The 17424-nt window shown below is 70.7% G+C and carries 9 protein-coding genes; 3 read left to right on the forward strand and 6 right to left on the reverse strand.

All coding sequences use genetic code 11. From position 1 onward, the window contains the following. Positions 1-23: 23 nt before the first annotated feature. Positions 24-647, reverse strand: coding sequence for a glutathione S-transferase family protein (locus ACS5PV_RS02525; protein WP_455393791.1), 624 nt, complete (start codon positions 645-647; stop codon positions 24-26). Positions 648-797: 150 nt separating this feature from the next. Between ACS5PV_RS02525 and ACS5PV_RS02530 the strand changes: the two genes are divergently transcribed. Beyond that, on the forward strand, positions 798-1109 hold the full coding sequence (locus tag ACS5PV_RS02530; protein WP_455393792.1) for a hypothetical protein: 312 nt from the start codon (positions 798-800) through the stop codon (positions 1107-1109). Between the two features lie 250 nt (positions 1110-1359). Then, positions 1360-1713 (forward strand): hypothetical protein, encoded by a 354-nt coding sequence (locus ACS5PV_RS02535; RefSeq protein WP_455393793.1) that lies wholly within the window; start codon positions 1360-1362, stop codon positions 1711-1713. A 195-nt stretch (positions 1714-1908) separates the two neighbouring features. Here the strand turns inward: ACS5PV_RS02535 and trxA are convergent, their stop codons facing one another. The 5 genes from trxA to ACS5PV_RS02560 form a co-directional block, all read right to left on the reverse strand. Beyond that, on the reverse strand, positions 1909-2229 hold the full coding sequence (trxA, locus tag ACS5PV_RS02540; protein ID WP_109959135.1) for a thioredoxin: 321 nt from the start codon (positions 2227-2229) through the stop codon (positions 1909-1911). A 139-nt stretch (positions 2230-2368) separates the two neighbouring features. Next, entirely contained in the window at positions 2369-5824 is a 3456-nt protein-coding gene (gene addA / locus ACS5PV_RS02545; protein ID WP_455393794.1) for a double-strand break repair helicase AddA, read from the reverse strand. A gap of 449 nt (positions 5825-6273) precedes the next feature. After that, entirely contained in the window at positions 6274-7581 is a 1308-nt protein-coding gene (locus tag ACS5PV_RS02550) for an HlyD family type I secretion periplasmic adaptor subunit (protein WP_455393795.1), read from the reverse strand. Beyond that, complete coding sequence (locus ACS5PV_RS02555; RefSeq protein WP_455393796.1) at positions 7581-9530, reverse strand: type I secretion system permease/ATPase; 1950 nt, start codon at positions 9528-9530, stop codon at positions 7581-7583. Before ACS5PV_RS02555 ends, ACS5PV_RS02550 begins: the two co-directional genes overlap by 1 nt. A 359-nt stretch (positions 9531-9889) precedes the next feature. Continuing rightward, positions 9890-11212: a carbohydrate-binding domain-containing protein gene (locus ACS5PV_RS02560; protein ID WP_455393797.1), complete on the reverse strand. Its 1323-nt coding sequence runs from the start codon at positions 11210-11212 to the stop codon at positions 9890-9892. Between the two features lie 916 nt (positions 11213-12128). On the opposite strand from ACS5PV_RS02560, the gene ACS5PV_RS02565 reads away from it, so the two are divergent. Beyond that, positions 12129-17303, forward strand: coding sequence for a DUF4082 domain-containing protein (locus tag ACS5PV_RS02565; RefSeq protein ID WP_455393798.1), 5175 nt, complete (start codon positions 12129-12131; stop codon positions 17301-17303). Positions 17304-17424 lie beyond the last annotated feature (121 nt).

The following is a 17424-nucleotide window of genomic DNA, read 5'->3' on the forward strand; positions in this document are numbered from 1 at the left end:
CCCGCCCCCTCCTCCGTCCCTCGTCAGCCCTGGCGGGCCGCGATCGCGGCCTGGAACGACGGGCGCTCCAGAATGCCCGCGACGTAGGAGGCGAGCCGCGGCCAGCGTCCGGCATCGACCGACTCGCCGGCAAGGCGCAGGTTGTGGAAAGTCGTCACGACCGAGATGTCGGCGAGGCTGAAGGCGCCGCCGACCAGGAACGGTCCGTCGATCACCCCCTCGAGATAATCGAACAGCCGCGGCAACTCCTCGCCCATGCACTTGGCGACCACCGCCTCGTCGCCGGGCTTCTTCATCATGCGCGGCAGGAAGACCCGCTGCACGAAGGGCTTGATCAGCACCGGAAACAGCTCGCCGTCGCCGAACTTGTCGAACCACACCGCCCGGCCGAGGTCCCGGGCTCCCGTCGGCAGCAGGGCCGGCGCCGGATGCGCGCGATCCAGGTAATGGATGATCGCCGAGGAATCGGCGAGGCGGAAGTCGCCGTCCTCGAATGCCGGGATCTTGCCGCACGGGCTCGCCGCCTGGAAGTGCGGGTCGGGATCGTGGAAGATCAGCGGCACGTGCTCGGCCTCGATGCCCTTCTCGGCGAGGGCGACGAGGACCTTGCGGACGAAGGGCGACAGGCTGGTGCCGTAGAGTTTCATCGGGTCGTTTCTCCCACGCGGCCGATCGGCAACCGCCGGGGCGGATATCGGGCCGGAGCGGCCGGTTGGCACCCCTCCCCCGCCTGGAATCCGCGCGCGTGCCAGCCCATACTGCGGTCCGGCCGTTCCCGGCCCGGACGAGGCCGAACCGTGGACGATACCTTCGACTTACGCGAGCGCCTGTCGCGCGCCTGGCGGGCGGTGTTCGACAACGCCGTCGAGGCCGGCAGCCCGCCCGAGGCGGTGGTCGAGACGATGACAGCGGTGGCCCATGCGCGCTTCGCCGAATTGTTCGGCACCGCCGCGGCGGCGAGCTACCTCGCGCTGCTCGCCGAGCAGATGCGCGACGTCGACCACGACGAGGCCGAGACCCTGATCCGCGGCGAGGCGCCCGGCCCGGCGCCCTTCGACGAGGACATGACGGCGATGGACCCGGCCTGGATCGAGCGGGATCCGCCGTGAGAGCGTATCGGGGCTGGAGCCTGCAGAGTTGATACCCCGCATGTCGTCCCGGGCCGCGCTGCGGAGCCCGGAGTGACGCAGAGGGATGTCAGCCTACCGTCTGAAACGGCGACGCAACCGATCGGACATACACCGGCACCGTAAAGCTTCGTGCGCTCGCGCACATGACGGAGCGCACGAGCGGGAACATGGGTCGGCGCCGGCAATTTTTCGACGCAGGATCACCCCGTGCCCTTGCACGAGCGCTGCCATGATTATCCGGCCTCTCATCGTCGCTGCCGCTTGGGCAGCCTTCTGCTTCACCGCCCAGCCGCACCGCGAGCAGGCCTCGCCCCAGGATCCGGTGCTGCTCTCCGGCATCGAGGCCGATCTCGCCAGCCGCCGCTGCGACGGCGTGCGGATCGATGCCGAGCATTTCCGGGCATTCTCGTCGCAGGTCCACCTCAACCACGCCGACTTCTTCCAGAAGCCCCGCTCGGTCAGCCTCCAGGCCGCCCTCGACGACCTCGACGGCCGGCTGCGGAGCGACAAGCAGTCGGCCTGCGAGGCGATCTGGGTGGCGTACGGGCCGGGAAGCCCGTTGCAGCTGCTGCGGCGGGGGTGAGGCTGCCCGTTCGTCGTCCTTTGCCGATCCCACGCCCTCGTGGTCATTTCGGGACCGAGCAGCGGAGCCCGGAATGACCCTGGGAGGCGGAGGCCGAGATGCGATTCGACGGACGATCTCCGCCGCCGTCCGACCAGACGCAAGAAAGCCCGGCCTCACGGCCGGGCTCCCCAACATCGATCGATCCGGCGCCGGTCAGGCGCTGGTTTGGATCCAGCGCGACAGCTCGCCCTTCGGCTTGGCGCCGACCATCTGGCCGGCGAGCTCGCCGCCCTTGAAGATCATCAGGGTCGGGATCGAGCGGATGCCGTACTGGGAGGCGATGCCCGGGTTCTCGTCCACGTTGACCTTGGCGATCTTCACCCGGCCGTTCATCTCGCTGGAGATCTCCTCCAGGGCCGGGCCGATCGCCCGGCACGGGCCGCACCACTCGGCCCAGAAATCGACCACGACGGGCTCGGCCGATTGCAGCACGTCCTGCTCGAAGCTCGCGTCGGTCACCTTCACGGTTGCCATCGCCACATTCCTTTCGTCATGAAGCCGGCCGACGGCGCGGACCGGTTCGCGTGAGGGGGAAAGTAAGAACCGGGCCGGTGGCGATCAAGCGCGACGGCCAAGCCGTCCCCGCTCTACTCGTGTGCTCCCGCACCTCCGCTCACGCCAGCGTGCCGAGGGCGGCGCTGCACTCCTCCGGCGTCAGGCGGCGGATCACCGGGCCGGCGGTCCAGATCAGGAGCGGCACCAGGGCGCGGCCCGGATAGATCGCGCCGAGGAGGCGGGCGTAGAGCGCGACCTGCGCCGCCTGGCCCCGCGGCGTCGGCGCACCGGGCGCCGGCGGACGGCCGGTCTTGAAGTCGACGAGCCAGACCGCCTCCTCCGTCACCGCGATGCGGTCGACCCGGCCATGCACCGGGCGCAACACGCCACCGAGCGCGATGCTGCCGGCGAGCGTCACCTCGGCCTGCGCGAGGGGCCCGAACAGCACCGCGAGGTCGGGATCGGCGAGGAGCCGCAGCGCCTCCGCGGCGATGGCGGCGCGCCTGTCCGCGTCGAGCCCCGGGGCGCGGGCGGCGACGAAGGCCTCGGCCGCGGCCGGGCGCCGCTCGGGCGCGAGGCCCGGCAGGTGCTCCAGGAGGGCGTGGACCAGGACGCCGCGGCGGCGCGCCGCCGGGTCGCTGGAGCGGGCATCCGAGCGGCGCGGCTCGTCGGCGGCGCCGAGGCCCGAGGGGCGCAGCGGCGGCAGCGGCTCGGCCTCGGGCACGACCGGGCGGTGCAGCCAGTCCGGCACAGCCTCGGGCTCAGGGATCGGCACGGCGGTGACGGGGGTCTCGGGGAGCGCCGCGCCCTCGCGCCAGCTCTCGGCCGGACCGTAGGGCATCTCCGCCACCTCGACGCCTCCGAAGGCCGCGACAAGTCCGCGGCGGATCATCTCGCACCACGCCTCGGCCGGCGTCTCCTTGTCGTTGTTGGCGTAGGGCGCGACGACCAGCCGGTCCTTGGCCCGGGTCATCGCGACGTAGAGCAGGCGGTTGTGCTCCTCGCCGGCCTTGGCGTGCACCGCGTCGCGGGCAACCCCGATCGCCGGACTGTCATGGGCCTTGGCGCTCGACCAGACCGGCACGGTGCTGCCGTCGGGCAGCCGCATCGGGATCAGGGCCGGGTCGCGGCTGACGGCATCGCAGCCGTCGAGCACCAGCACCAGCGGCGCCTCCAGGCCCTTGGCGCCGTGCACCGTCATCACCCGCACCTCGTCGCGGGCGGAATCGAGGTCGCGCTTCACCGTATGGCCGCCGGCATCGCGCCCACCGCTGAGGGCGTAGCGGGAGAGGAAGCCGGTGAGCGAAGGCGCGTCGGGCCCGGCCTCGGCCTGGGCGGCGGCCGTCAGAAAGACGTCGATGGCGTCGCCCGCCTCGCCGCCGAGGCGCTGCACCAGGAGCGCCCGGCCGCCGCGGGGCCCGAGAAGCTCGGCGTAGAAGCCGAACGGCCCGTGCGCCCGGGCGAGCGCCGTCCAGCCGTCGAGGGCGGCGATGCCGCGCAGAGCCGCCGGGTCGCCCGCATCCCCGCGGCGGCGCAGGGCCGCGACCAGCGGCTCGGCCGGGTCGCGCCCGGCCGCGATGCCGACGAGGTCGTCGTCGGTCAGGCCGACGAGCGGCGTCTTGAGGGCGGTGGCGAGCGTCAGGTCGTCCTGCGGCAGCAGGGCGGCGCGGCCCGCCGCCACGAGATCGAGCACCGCGATGTGGGCTGCGATGTCGAGCCGGTCCTGGCCGGCCACCGGCACGCCCTCGGCCTTGAGCGCCCGGATCACCCCCTCGAAGGCCGCCGAGCGCTTGCGCACCAGGATCAGCACCTCGCCCGGCCGCCAGACCCGGCCGGATTCGTCGCCGGCCGTGGTCCAGAGCCGCACGGCCCGGGCGGCCCTTCGCGCGGTCACGAGGGCCGGCGCGCCGGCCTCGATCGCGTCGACCGGCTGGGTCCAGGCGTCGGGCTCGCCTTCCGCGCTCGGCCGCTCCACCGGCCATAGCTCGACCTGGCCCGGCGCCCGCACCCGGGCGGTGGAATGCACGGTGCCGACCGCCGTGTCGCCGAAGGACAGGCCGCGGTAATGGTCCTCAAGCGCGAAGGTGGCGTCGACCGCCCGCAGCACGCCGATCGCCGAGCGGAACGACAGGGTGAGGCCGACATCGGCGAAGGGCAGGCCGGCGGCGTCCGCGTCGCGCCGCCAGGCCCGCCGCGTGGTCTCGAACTCCTCGGGTGCGGCCCCCTGGAAGCTGTAGATCGACTGCTTGGGGTCGCCGACGGCGAAGCGGGTGCGGGCCAAGCCGCCCGCCGCCTCGCGCGCGCCCTCGCCGGCGCAGAAATCCTCGGTGATCCGGCGCAGGATCTCCCATTGCTGCGGGTTGGTGTCCTGCGCCTCGTCGATCAGCACGTGGTCGACGCCGCGATCGAGCTTGTACAGCACCCAGGCCGACTCGACCCGGGTCAGCAGGTCGAGCGTCTTGTGGATCAGGTCGTCGAAATCGAGGGCGCCGAGGCGCGCCTTCTGCGCCTCCATCCGGCGGTGGATCTCGGCCGCCAGCGTGAACAGGGCCTCGGTGCGGTGATAGGCCCGGGCCGCCTTGAGGCGGTCGCGCAAGGCGGCGAGCCGGGCCTGCTCGGCGAGCAGCGCCTCCTTTGCGTCGGCCGGGACCGCCTTGGTGCCGAGCGAGGCGGCGGCATAAGGATCGCCCCCGCCCTCGTCCTTGAAGAAGGCGGCGAGCGTCAGCGTCAGCCGGGCCGGGCCGGTGGCGGCCAGCGCCAGCGCGAGGGCGTCGGCGCGCTTCTCGTCGTTGGCCTTGGCCGTGCGCAGGGCCGCGATCAGGCCGGCGAGGTCGGGCCCGTGATCGAGCATCCGCGCCTCGATCGCCGCCAGGGTCTCGTCGGGAGACAGGCCGAGCGCCGCCCGCAGGGCGTCGAGGCGGGCGGGCAGCCCGTCCGGATGCCCGATCAGGCCGCGATGCTGCACCGCGGCCGTCATCGCCCGGCGCAGGGCCTCGCCCGCCGCCTCGGGGGCGACGAGCGAGAGCGCCGCGGCCAGGTCGGGGTGACGGGTATCGACCGCGTCGGCGAGCACGTTGTCGATGGTCTGGTCGATCGCCTCGCGGGTCTGCGCCTCGTCGAGCACCACGAAGCGGGCCGGCACGTTGGCCTCGAACGGCACGAGGTGGAGCAGGCGCTCGCAGAGCGCGTGCAGGGTCTCGATCTTGAGCCCGCCCGGCGTCTCGACCGCCCGGGCGAACAGGCGCCGCGCCCGCCGCAACGTGGCGCCGTCCGGCGCCTCGCCCTCGAGGGCGGTCAGCTCCTCGCGCAAGGCCGCCTCGTCGAGGGTGACCCAGCGCCCGAGGCGCTCGAACACCCGGATCGCCATGTTGGCGGCGGCCGCCTTGGTGAAGGTGAGGCAGAGGATCTTGGCCGGGGCCGCGCCGTGCAGCAGCAGGCGCACCACCCGGTCGGTGAGCACCTTGGTCTTGCCCGCCCCCGCATTGGCCGACACCCAGGCCGAGGCCCGCGGATCCGCCGCCCGCCGCTGCGCCGCCTGCGTCAGGCCGTCGACGACGAACCCCTCGATACCCATCCGAACTCCCGCTGCGGCCCGACGGCGATCCTGCCGCGGTCGCATTCAACGGGGCGTTGCCTCAAGCCGCGTCGGGGGGCGGCGCACAGGGATTTCGGGGAGCGTGGCGGCGGGGGCACAGGGGCGGCCCGGGACGACGTGCGCCGGCGCACGTTCCGACGTCCCCGTCCCAATCGGGCATGCAAGATTTGTGCGATGCGGTGAACTTTCCGCAGCGTCCGCCGTTTTACACAGGAGCCGCCCGACGGCGAATGGCGCGTCACTTGCGTCAGCCGCGGGCATCGACCAACCCGGCACAGCGAGATCCTCGATGCTCAAGACCATCACCTACGCGATGATCGGCGTCCTGGCCTGCGGGCTGATGGTGGCCGTTGTCGGCGCCTCCGGCGTCATCGGCGGCTAACGGAACAACCACGGGGCCCGTTCCCGCGAGCGAACGGGCCCCTCTCCTACTTCTCCCGGAAGGCCCGGGCGACCTGGTCGGCGAGCGGCTTGGTGAAGAAGCTCATCACCGTCCGGCTCTGCGTCTGGATGAACGCCTCGACCGGCATGCCGGGGGTGAGCCGCACCGTCCCGAGGCGCTTCAGCTCGGATTCCGCCACCGCGACCCGGGTGGTGTAGGCGCTCTGGCCGGTGCGCGGGTCGGTGGTGAGGTCGGGGGAGATCCGCGAGACCGTGCCGGCGATCTCCGGCGTGGTGCGCTGGTTGAAGGCCGAGAAGCGAAGCACCGCCGCCTGGCCGACATGGACTTGGTCGATGTCTTGCGGCGCGAGCTTGGCCTCGACGGTCAGGTGGTCGGCGGTCGGCACGATCTGCATGATCTCGGCGCCCGGCGCCACGACGCCGCCCACCGTGTGGACCGCGAGCTGGTGGACCAGCCCGTCCTGCGGCGCCCGGATCTCGACGCGCTTGAGCTGGTCCTCGGCGGCGATGCGCCGCTCGGCGTATTCCGACACCTTGCTCCGGATCTCCGCCAGCTCCTTGCCGACCTCGGTGCGCAGGTCCTGGTCGATCTGCAGGATCTGGAGCCGCGTCTCGGTGATGCGGCCGCGCACCTGGGCGATGGTGGAGACGAGCGTGCCCTTCTCGCCCTCCAGCCGCGAGAGGTCGCGCTCGAGCGCGCTCACCCGCTGGATCGGCACCAGCTTCTTCTCCCACAGGTCGCGCACCCCGCCGAGCTCCCGCTCGATCAAGGAAATCTCCCGGGCCTTGGCGGCGATCTGCTCGTCGAGGCCGCGGATCTGCTCGTCGAGCTGGCCGACCCGCTCGGCGAGCTGGGATTTCTGGCCCTCGCGGGCGCTCGCCCGCGTCTGGAACAGGCGGCGCTCGCCGCTCATCAGACCGGCCACCACCGGGTCGGCGGCCCGCGCCGTCAGCTCGGCGGGGAAGGCGACGTCGGCGGCGCCGTCGCGCTCGGCCTCGAGACGGGCGCGCCGCGCGGTCGATTCGTCGATCGAGCGGGTGACGATCGCGAGGTTGGCTTGCAGCACCGTCTCGTCGAGGCGCAGGAGCACGTCGCCGGCGGCGACCCGGTCGCCGTTCTTGACCCGCAGCTCGCCGACGACGCCGCCGGTCGGATGCTGCACCTTCTTGACGTCGGACTCGACCACGAGCGACCCGGCGGTGACGACGGCACCGGAGAACTCGGCGGTGGCGGCCCAGCCGCCGGCGCCGACGAACAGGAGCCCGCCGCCGAGCGCGCCCGCGAGCAGGTGACGGCGGATCGACCGCTCGGTCTCGGGGGTGATCGGGTTCATCACGCGCGCCCTCCCTGGGCGACCTTGAGGGAGAAGCCGGGGGCGAAGCTCGCCGAGCCGGCATGGGTCGGCGGGTGCATCGGGCGCGGCCGGTTGAGGGCGGGCAGCACCTCGTCGCGGGGGCCGAGCGCCTGGACGCGCCCCTGGGCCATCACCATCACCTGGTCGACCGCCGCGAGCGCGCTCGGCCGGTGGGCGATCACCACGACGATGCCGCCGCGCCCCCGCACCCCGGCGATCGCCTCGGTGAGCGCGGCCTCCCCCTCCTGGTCGAGGTTCGAGTTCGGCTCGTCGAGCACCACCAGGAAGGGGTCGCCGTAGAGCGCGCGGGCGAGCGCCAGACGCTGGCGCTGTCCGGCGGAGAGGAGCGCGCCGCGCTCGCCGATCTGGGTCTGGTAGCCCTCGGGCAGGGCGAGGATCAGGTCGTGGACCCGCGCGGCCTTGGCCGCCGCGATGATCCCCTCGGCCTCGGCGCCCGGGCGAAAGCGCGCGATGTTGGCCGCCACCGTGCCGGGAAACAGCTCGACCTCCTGCGGCAGGTAGCCGACGTGGCGGCCGAGATCCTGCGGCCGCCACTGGTCGAGGCGGGCGCCGTCGAGGCGCACCGCGCCACGCTCGGCCGGCCAGATCCCGACGAGGAGGCGGGCCAGCGACGACTTGCCGGAGGCGCTGTGGCCGACGACCCCGAGCCCCTGCCCCGGCGCGAGCGCCAGGCTGACGTCGAGCGCGGTGAGCCGCCGGCCCCCGGGCGGGCCGACGCTCGCCTGCTCGACGGTGAGGCTCGCATGCGGCGCCGGCAGGGTCAGGCCTTCCGGCTCGGGGCCTGCCGCCGACAGGGCGCTGCCGAGGTGGCGCCAGCACTCGCGGGCGGCGGAGAAGGTCTTCCAGTAGCCGATCGCCTGGTCGATCGGCGCCAGCGCCCGGGCGCTGAGGATCGAGCCGGCGATGATGACGCCCGCGGTCGCCTCCTGGCGGATCACCAGCAGGGCGCCGACGCCGAGCACCGCCGATTGCAGCACCACCCGCAAGACCCTGGAGGCGTTGTGGATCGCCCCCGTGATCTCGGCGGTCCGCTCCTGCGTGGCGTGCGAGGCGGCGTTGACCTTCGCCCACAGGCCGGCGAGGTCCGGCTCCATGCCCATCGCCCGCACGGTCTCGGCGTTGCGCCGGCTCGCCTCGGCGACGAAGCCGCGGGCGGCCGAGGCCTCGCGGGCGTCGCGGGCGTGGTGGCGGGTGAGGATCTCGGCGAGCGCCGTCAGCCCGACGAGGGCCAGCGCCCCGAGCAGCGCGGTCAGCCCGATCCAGACGTGGAAGGCGAAGAGCAGGCCGAGATAGACCGGGACCCACGGCAGGTCGAACAGCGCGCCGGGACCGCCGCCGGCGAGGGCTGAGCGGATCTGGTCGAGGTCGCGCATCGGGCGCAGGCCGTCGGCCTCCGCCCGCCCGCGCAAGGGAAGGGTGACGACGGCGCGGAAGACCTGGCGGCTCAGGGATTCGTCGAAGGCGCGGCCCGCCCGCAGGAGCAGGCGCGAGCGGATCAGGTCGAAGTAGCCCTGGCCGAGATAGAGCACCAGCACGATCAGGCTCAGGCCCACCAGCGTCGGCACGCTGCGGCTCGGGATCACCCGGTCGTAGACTTCGAGCATGTAGAACGAGCCGGCCAGCGCCAAGAGGTTGACCGCGCCGCTGAGCACCGCGACGCCGAGGACGACGTGGCGCAGCCGCGCCAGGGCCGCCACCATCGGCGGGGCGGACGCCACCCGGGAGCGGCCGAGGCCGAAGGCGGTGAGCGCGTCCTGGCGGAGGCCGTCCTCGGGAGGCGTGCCGTCCCCGGCGGGGGCGAAGATCTCGCGGATCCGGTGCAGAACCGGCGCGGCGTTCCGTCGGACGGCGGCGCGGGCGCGCCGGACGGCGCCGCCCGGCGAGATGCGGGGCGCGGAGGTGGTCATGGGATGGCGGGGCTCCGGTCGTCGGCGCGCGGCAACGGGCCCGGATCGGGGCGGGCGGCGCGGCGGATGCGAAGGGGAATGGGTTCTGCTCGAACCCGTCACGAAAAGATCGAGCGCGGGATCCCCTCTCCCGTTTGAGAGAGGGTAAGGGTGAGAGTGCTACGGAGCTGAGTTCAGCACTCGGTTTTTCGCTGCCGACACCACGCTCGACGCTTAAATACTGATGCGCGCCGCCCTCACCCCCGACTCCTCTCCCACTCGGGAGAAGGTGCGCTCGATCGTGACAGGATCGGCCTTAGCGGAAACCGCATGAAAGTCCGGACCCCGCCCGCCGACCGGCGGGCGGGGCGTCACGCGCCTCAGACGAGGTAGTCGTGGAAGGCGAAGTGCTTGGCGCCGTTGTTGGTCAAGGTGAGGTGCGCGCCCGGCACGTCCTGGCCGTGGTAGCTGGCGCTGTCGACGTAGAGGTTGCGGTCCGTGGCGTCCGTTCCGCCCCAGGCGTCGTTGAGGAACTTGACCGAGACGTCGTGGTTGCCCTCGCTCCAGTCGCCGCGCACCGAGATCAGGTCGGACTGGCCGGACCCGTGCAGGGACTTCGCGGTCTGGACGCCGCCGATCTGCTTGCCGTCCACCGAGATGGTGTAGTGCGCGCTGCCTTTATAGGCGTCCTGGCTGATCTTCAGCAGCAGCTGGTCGGTGCCGCTGCCGAGGCTGACGCTCGGCTGCGCGGTGCCGCCGGTCGTGGCGTGCGACGTGTCGGTGGTGGTGGTCGCCGGTGCCGTCGTGGTGGTGGCCGGAGGCGTCGTCGTGGTGGCCGGCGCGGTCGTGGTGGTGACCGGGGCCGCGGCAGCGGTCGTGCCGGTGACCGTGTGGTCGCCGCCGCCCGCCGGGGTCGCGGCGGTGTTGTTCGTCACCAGCTCGATATGCGAGCGGATGGCTTCCATGTCCTTGAACAGGTTGTCGACCTGGCTCTGGCTCACGCCCTTCTCGAGGTAGGCGAGCTGCACCGTGTTCGGGCCGGCGGTGTCGGTGACGTAGCCGCCGTAGTTCTGGTAGGCCTTGGCCAGCGCCATGCCCTCGGCGGTCGTGATGCCGATCTTGGTCAGGTCGACATCCTTGGGGATCGCGAACAGCGAGCCGAGCGGGATCGAGCCCGAGTAGCTGTCGCTGAAGCCGTCGGCGGTGGTCGCCGGCCAGACGTAAGGGGTCTTCGCGGAGCCGGCCTGGGTGGTCGAGATCGCCATCGCCACGGCGTGGTCGATGTGGCCGGCATCGAGATCCGCCTTCTGCACCACGCCGCCCATCAGCGACATGCCGGCGGCGCGGATGCCCTCGTGCGCGCCCGGCACGTTGGCGATGCCGTCACCCGTCAGGGTGTTCTCGACGACGTAGTTGGCGTGATAGCTGTTGGTGCCGGTCTTCGCGCCGAGCCAGGTTTCGACGTAGTGCTTGCCGTCCTCCGAGACGATGATCGCCCAGCCGTCGCTGGTGGCGAACTGGAGGGCGGCCGGCGTCTTCATCTGGAAGCTGCCGTTCGTCGACGAGGTGTTGCCGTAGGTCCAGTCGGCGTTGGTGCCGCGGCTGTCGTAGTTCCAGGTCGCGACCGGATCGCTCGCGCTCGCCTGGTAGATCGGAATCGCGTCCTGCTCGATCCAGGTGTTCACGCCGGCCTGATGCTGCATGGAGGCGGTCTGCGCTCCGGATGCAGCCTGGAACTGGGCGTTCGACCCGATCGGGGTGTTCCAGATGCTGCTCGGCGCAAAAGGCTGCGCGACCGTTTCATAAGCCATGTATCACGTCCAGATCTGTGGAAGGGATGCCGGACCGCAGGGCGCGGCGGCATGAATGCAGCATCGTGAGAAGATCAATGCCCGCCCGGGGCTCGATCCGATGTGCGAGGCGGACAATAAGTAGCAATGTTTGGCTGTCAAGCCTGGGTTAATAAATGTAGTCTTGTCGATATTTTATCAAATCATTCAACATTGATTTGGGATCGAGCGACGATTCGGCGATTCCCGTCGCTAAAATTAGCGCAGTGAATGGGGACTTGTGCGGCAGCCCGACGTCGCCGATGCAAGAGATGGCGGTCGACAACTCTCGGCGCCGTGATGCAGTGCAGCAACTCGGCCGTATTGTAAGCGTGTTGATTGGTCGGGACAGCTGCCGGTCGAGCCGTGATTGGCGCCCTACATAAGATGAATGATCATCCGGCAAACGGCCATGCCTCGGCAGCCGATGACGAGAGCCGGTGTTGCAGACAGCGAAGCTGCGCGTCGATTGCACGGTGGCCGGATCGGCCGCAGACCATCCCGGCCGCGCCCATAGTCGGCCCGGACGCGGTCACTTGCAGGGCCAAGACCATCCCCGAAAATATGTCCGTGACGACTTGCGACGACCGCCCTCTCCTTGCCGGCGGCGAGACCAGTTCCAGTCCGGTTTGTCGGCGACACAAGCACCGCGCGGACCAATCGTGAAGTACCCTCGAAAGGCGTAAGCGACAGTCGTCGCACGCATCGAAAGGCTGTGTGCGCAGCCGGCGTAAGGCTCCTTCCACAATCCGGGCCGGGATGTGACAGTGCCGGTCACCGCGATTCTTTCTTGTCGAAAGCAGACGCCATGCTCTATTCCGACGAGACGACCGTCGATCCAGTCCTCAATTCCCTCCAGACCGGCGACAAAGCCTCGTCCCCGGCCTCCGGTGCCGAGGATTCGGCCTCGGCGAGCAAGGTCGCGGCGCTGCTCGGCGCGAGCCCCGTCGGATCGAGCGGCGCGCCCGACCCGGCGGCGGCCCAGATCCTCCAGGGTCCGGCAGCGACCCCGGGCCCGTCGGCGGCCTCGAACGCGATCTTCTGCTGCGGCACCTGTGGCTACGTGAACTGCCCGACGCGGATCCTCGACCTGCCGTCGAGCACCATCCTGTCGGCGAGCGGGCAATTGCCGGGCTACGGCAGCAGCGCGCCGCTGGGCGCCGTCACCACGCTCCCCGGCGGGGCGGAGACCTCCACGACCGGCCCGTCGAAGTCCCAGATCGCCCGCTTGAGCGGCCCGATCACCACCGCGGCCGCCCCTTCGAAGACCGCGACCCCCAGCACCCTGGCCCCGAACTCGCTCACCGCCGCCGCGACCGCCTCGACCACCAACAAGATCGTCCTGGAGAACCAGAAGGTCGGCAACCCGGTCAGCGAGTGGGGCATCGACGGCTCGGGCGACGGCAACATCGAGGGCTTCGCCACCGACATCAGCACGAACGTCGGCAAGACCGTCAACTTCAAGATCAACACCAACTCGAACAACTACCGGATCGACATCTACCGGCTCGGCTATTACGGGGGCCTCGGCGCGCGCAAGATCGACACGCTCCAGCATACCGGGGTGCAGAACCAGCCGGATCCGTTGCGCGACGCCGCGACCGGCCTGGTCGATGCCGGCAACTGGTCGGTCTCGGCCTCGTGGACCGTGCCGGCGGACGCGGTCTCGGGCGTCTACATCGCCAAGCTGACGCGCCAGGACGGTACGGCGGGCGAGAACGAGATTCCGTTCATCGTCCGGGACGATTCGAGCCGCAGCGACATCATCTTCCAGACCGCCGACCAGACCTGGCAGGCCTACAACCAGTGGGGCGGCGCCAACTTCTACGGCGGCGACGGCCCGGCCACCGGCCAGGGCGCGGGGCGCGCCTACGCGGTGAGCTACAACCGGCCGATCACGACGCGCGGAGGCGGCTACGCGGCAGGACCCCAGGACTACATCTACGGCGCCGAGTTCCCGGCGATCATGTGGCTGGAGCAGAACGGCTACGACGTCTCGTACATGTCGGGGGTCGATGCCGACCGCAACGGTGGCCTGATCAAGAACCACAAGATGTACCTCGACGTCGGCCACGACGAGTACTGGTCGGGCCCGCAGCGCGACAACGTCGAGGCGGCGCGCGACGCCGGCGTCAACCTGGCGTTCTGGAGCGGCAACGAGGTCTACTGGCGCACGCGGTTCTCCAACAGCATCAGCAGCGACGCCACGCCGTACCGCACGCTGGTCTCCTACAAGGAGACCTGGGACGCCGACCAGAACGCCGACCCGACGAACCAGTGGACCGGCACCTGGCGCGATCCGCGCGGGCCGGCCGGCACGGTCGGCAACAACGACCCCGAGAATGCCCTGACCGGCACGATGTTCCAGGTCGATTCCTACAGGCTCGACACCATCACGGTGCCGTACGACGACGCCAACCAGCGGTTCTGGCGCAATACCAGCATCGCCGACCTGCAGCCGGGCCAGACCGCCTCGCTCAACCAGAACTATCTCGGCTACGAGTGGGACGAGGCGCCCGACAACGCCTCGGCCCCGGCCGGCCTGGTGCGCCTGTCCTCGACCACCCTCGATACGTCGTCCTATCTCCAGGATTACGGCAATACCACCGGCCAGGGCACGGCGACCCACAGCCTGACGCTCTACCGCGCCCCGAGCGGCGCCCTCGTCTTCGGCGCCGGCACCGTCTACTGGTCCTGGGGCCTGTCGGCCAACCACGACAACGAGGCGACGCCGACCGATCCGCGGATCCAGCAGGCGATGGTCAACCTGCTCGCCGACATGGGCGTGCAGCCCGGAACCCTCGATCCGAACCTGACACCCGCCACCGCCTCGACCGATCACACCGCGCCGACCTCGACCGTCGCCACGCCGACGACGGGATCGAGCGTCACGGCCTTCACCCCGGTGACGATCACCGGCACCGCCAGTGACGTCGGCGGCGGCGTGGTCGCGGGCGTCGAGGTCTCGACCGACAACGGGGCCACCTGGCGCGCCGCCACCGGCGACGAGAGCTGGAGCTACACCTTCGCGCCTCAGGTCGCCGGCACCTACCAGATCCGCACCCGGGCGACCGACGACAGCGTCAACCTGGAGATTCCGTCGACCGGGCGCAGCCTGACGGTGACGGCGTCCCCCTACCGCACCATCTTCCCCGGCTCGGCCAAGCCCACCGTCACCAACACCGTCGACAGCACCCCGGTCGAGCTGGGCGTGAAGTTCCAGAGCTCCACCGCGGGCACGATCAACGGCATCCGCTTCTACAAGAGCACCCTCGACCGCGGGACCCATGTCGGGACCCTGTGGTCGAGCACCGGCCAGAAGCTCGCCACCGTGACCTTCACCAACGAGACCACGGACGGCTGGCAGACCGCGACCTTCTCGAACCCGGTCCCGATCACCGCGGGCACGTCCTATACCGCCTCGTACTACTCGACGCTCGGGCATTATTCGAGCGACGTGAATTACTTCAACAGCAACGTGACGAGCGGCCCGCTCACCGCCAGCGGCGGCGTCTTTGCCTATGACCAGAGCCAGTTCCCGACCCAGACCTTCAACAACACCAATTTCTGGGTCGACGTGCTGTTCAATCCCGGCGGCACCACGACGAACCAGGCCCCGACCGCCGTCAACGACAGCGGCATTGCGGTGACGCAGAACACCGCCACGACCATCGCGGCCTCGACGCTGCTCGCCAACGACACCGACCCGAACGGCGATCCGCTGACGGTGACGAGCGTGAGCAGTCCCACCAACGGCACCGTCTCGCTCAACAGCCAGGCCGGCACCATCACCTTCACGCCGACGACCGGCTACACGGGTGCGGCCGGCTTCACCTACGCGATCTCGGACGGGCGCGGCGGTACCTCGTCGGCCAGCGTGGCGCTCACGGTGTCGCCGCCCGGCGCAGGCCCGGTCAGCCTGTTCCCGTCCTCGGCCACGCCTGCGGTCGCCAACGAGAGCGACACCGGCTCGGTCGAGCTCGGGGTGAAGTTCCAGGCCTCCTCGGCGGGCACGGTCAGCGCGATCAAGTTCTACAAGGGCAGCCAGAACACCGGGACGCATATCGGCACGCTGTGGTCGAGCACCGGCCAGGTGCTGGCGACGGCCACCTTCACCAACGAGTCCGCCAGCGGCTGGCAGACCGCCACCTTCTCGAGCCCGGTCGCGCTGACGCCGGGTGCGACCTATACCGCCTCCTACCACACCAATGCCGGGTACTACTCGAGCACAACCAACGGCTTCGCCAGCCCGGTGACGAGCGGGCCGCTGACGGCGCCGTCCACGGGCAACGGCGTCTACGCCTATGGCGGCTCCAGTCTGTTCCCGACCAGCACCTACCAGAACACCAATTACTGGGTCGACGTCGTCTTCAACCCGAGCGGCACCGCGACGAACCAGGCGCCGACCGCCGTCAACGACACCGGCCCCGCGGTGACGAAAGACACCGCCGTCACCTTCTCGACCTCGACCCTGCTCGCCAACGACACCGACCCGAACGGCGACACCCTGACGGTGACGAGCGTCAGCGCGCCGACTAACGGCACCGTCTCGCTCAACACCACCAACTCCACCATCACCTTCACGCCGACGACCGGCTACACGGGACCTGCCGGCTTCACCTACGCGATCTCGGACGGGCGCGGCGGCACCTCCTCGGCCAGCGTGGCGCTCACGGTGTCGGCGCCCGGCACCGGCCCGGTCAGCCTGTTCTCCTCGTCGGCGACGCCGGCCGCGACCAACACCAACGACACAAGCCCGGTCGAGCTCGGGGTGAAGTTCCAGGCCTCCTCGGCCGGCACGGTCAGCGCGATCAAGTTCTACAAGGGCACACAGGATACAGGCACCCATACCGGTACCCTGTGGTCGAGCAGCGGCCAGGTGCTCGCCACCGCGACCTTCACCGGCGAGACCGCCAGCGGCTGGCAGACCGCCACCTTCTCGAGCCCGGTGACGCTGACGCCGGGCGCGACCTACACCGCCTCCTACCACACCAATGCCGGCCGCTACTCGACGACGGCCAACGGCTTTGCCAGCCCGGTGACGAACGGGCCGCTCACCGCGCCCTCCACCGGCAACGGCGTCTTCGCCTATGGCGGCTCCAGCCTGTTCCCGACCAGCACCTACCAGAACACCAATTACTGGGTCGACGTCGTCTTCAATCCGAGCGGCACCACGACGAACCAGGCCCCGACCGCCGTCAACGACACCGGCCCCGCGGTGACGAAGAACACCGCCGCCACCTTCTCGACCTCGACCCTGCTCGCCAACGACACCGATCCGAACGGTGATCCGCTTTCGGTGACGAGCGTCGGCACTCCCACCAACGGCACCGTCTCGCTCAACACCACGAACTCCACCATCACCTTCACGCCGACGACCAACTACACGGGACCTGCCGGCTTCACCTACGCGATCTCGGACGGGCGCGGCGGCACCTCCTCGGCCAGCGTGGCGCTCACGGTGTCGGCGCCCGGCACAGGCCCGGTCAGCCTGTTCTCATCCTCAGCGACGCCAGCGGCGACCAACACCAACGACACCAGCCCGGTCGAGCTCGGGGTGCAGTTCCAGGCCTCCTCGGCGGGCACGGTCAGCGCGGTCAAGTTCTACAAGGGCACGCAGGATACCGGGACGCACACCGGCACCCTGTGGTCGAGCACCGGCCAGAAGCTGGCGACGGCCACCTTCACCAACGAGTCCGCCAGCGGCTGGCAGACCGCCACCTTCTCGAACCCGGTCGCGCTGACGCCGGGCGCCACCTACACGGCGTCCTACCACACCGATGCCGGCCGCTACTCGACCACCGCCAACGGCTTTGCCAGCGCGGTGACGAGCGGGCCGCTGACGGCGCCATCCACGGGCAACGGCGTCTTCGCCTACGGCAGTTCCAGCCTGTTCCCGACCAACACCTACAACAAGACGAACTACTGGGTGGACGTGGTCTTCAACCCGTCGGCGGCGGCGTAAGTCACCAGAGATCGTTCGATCCCGCCAACGACATTGCACCCCCCCGCGTCATTCCGGGCTTCGCTGCGCGGCCCCGGAATGACGCCGTCGATGTCAATTCTGCCGAGCCGATTGACACGGC

This window comes from Methylobacterium sp. Gmos1, from assembly GCF_053764715.1.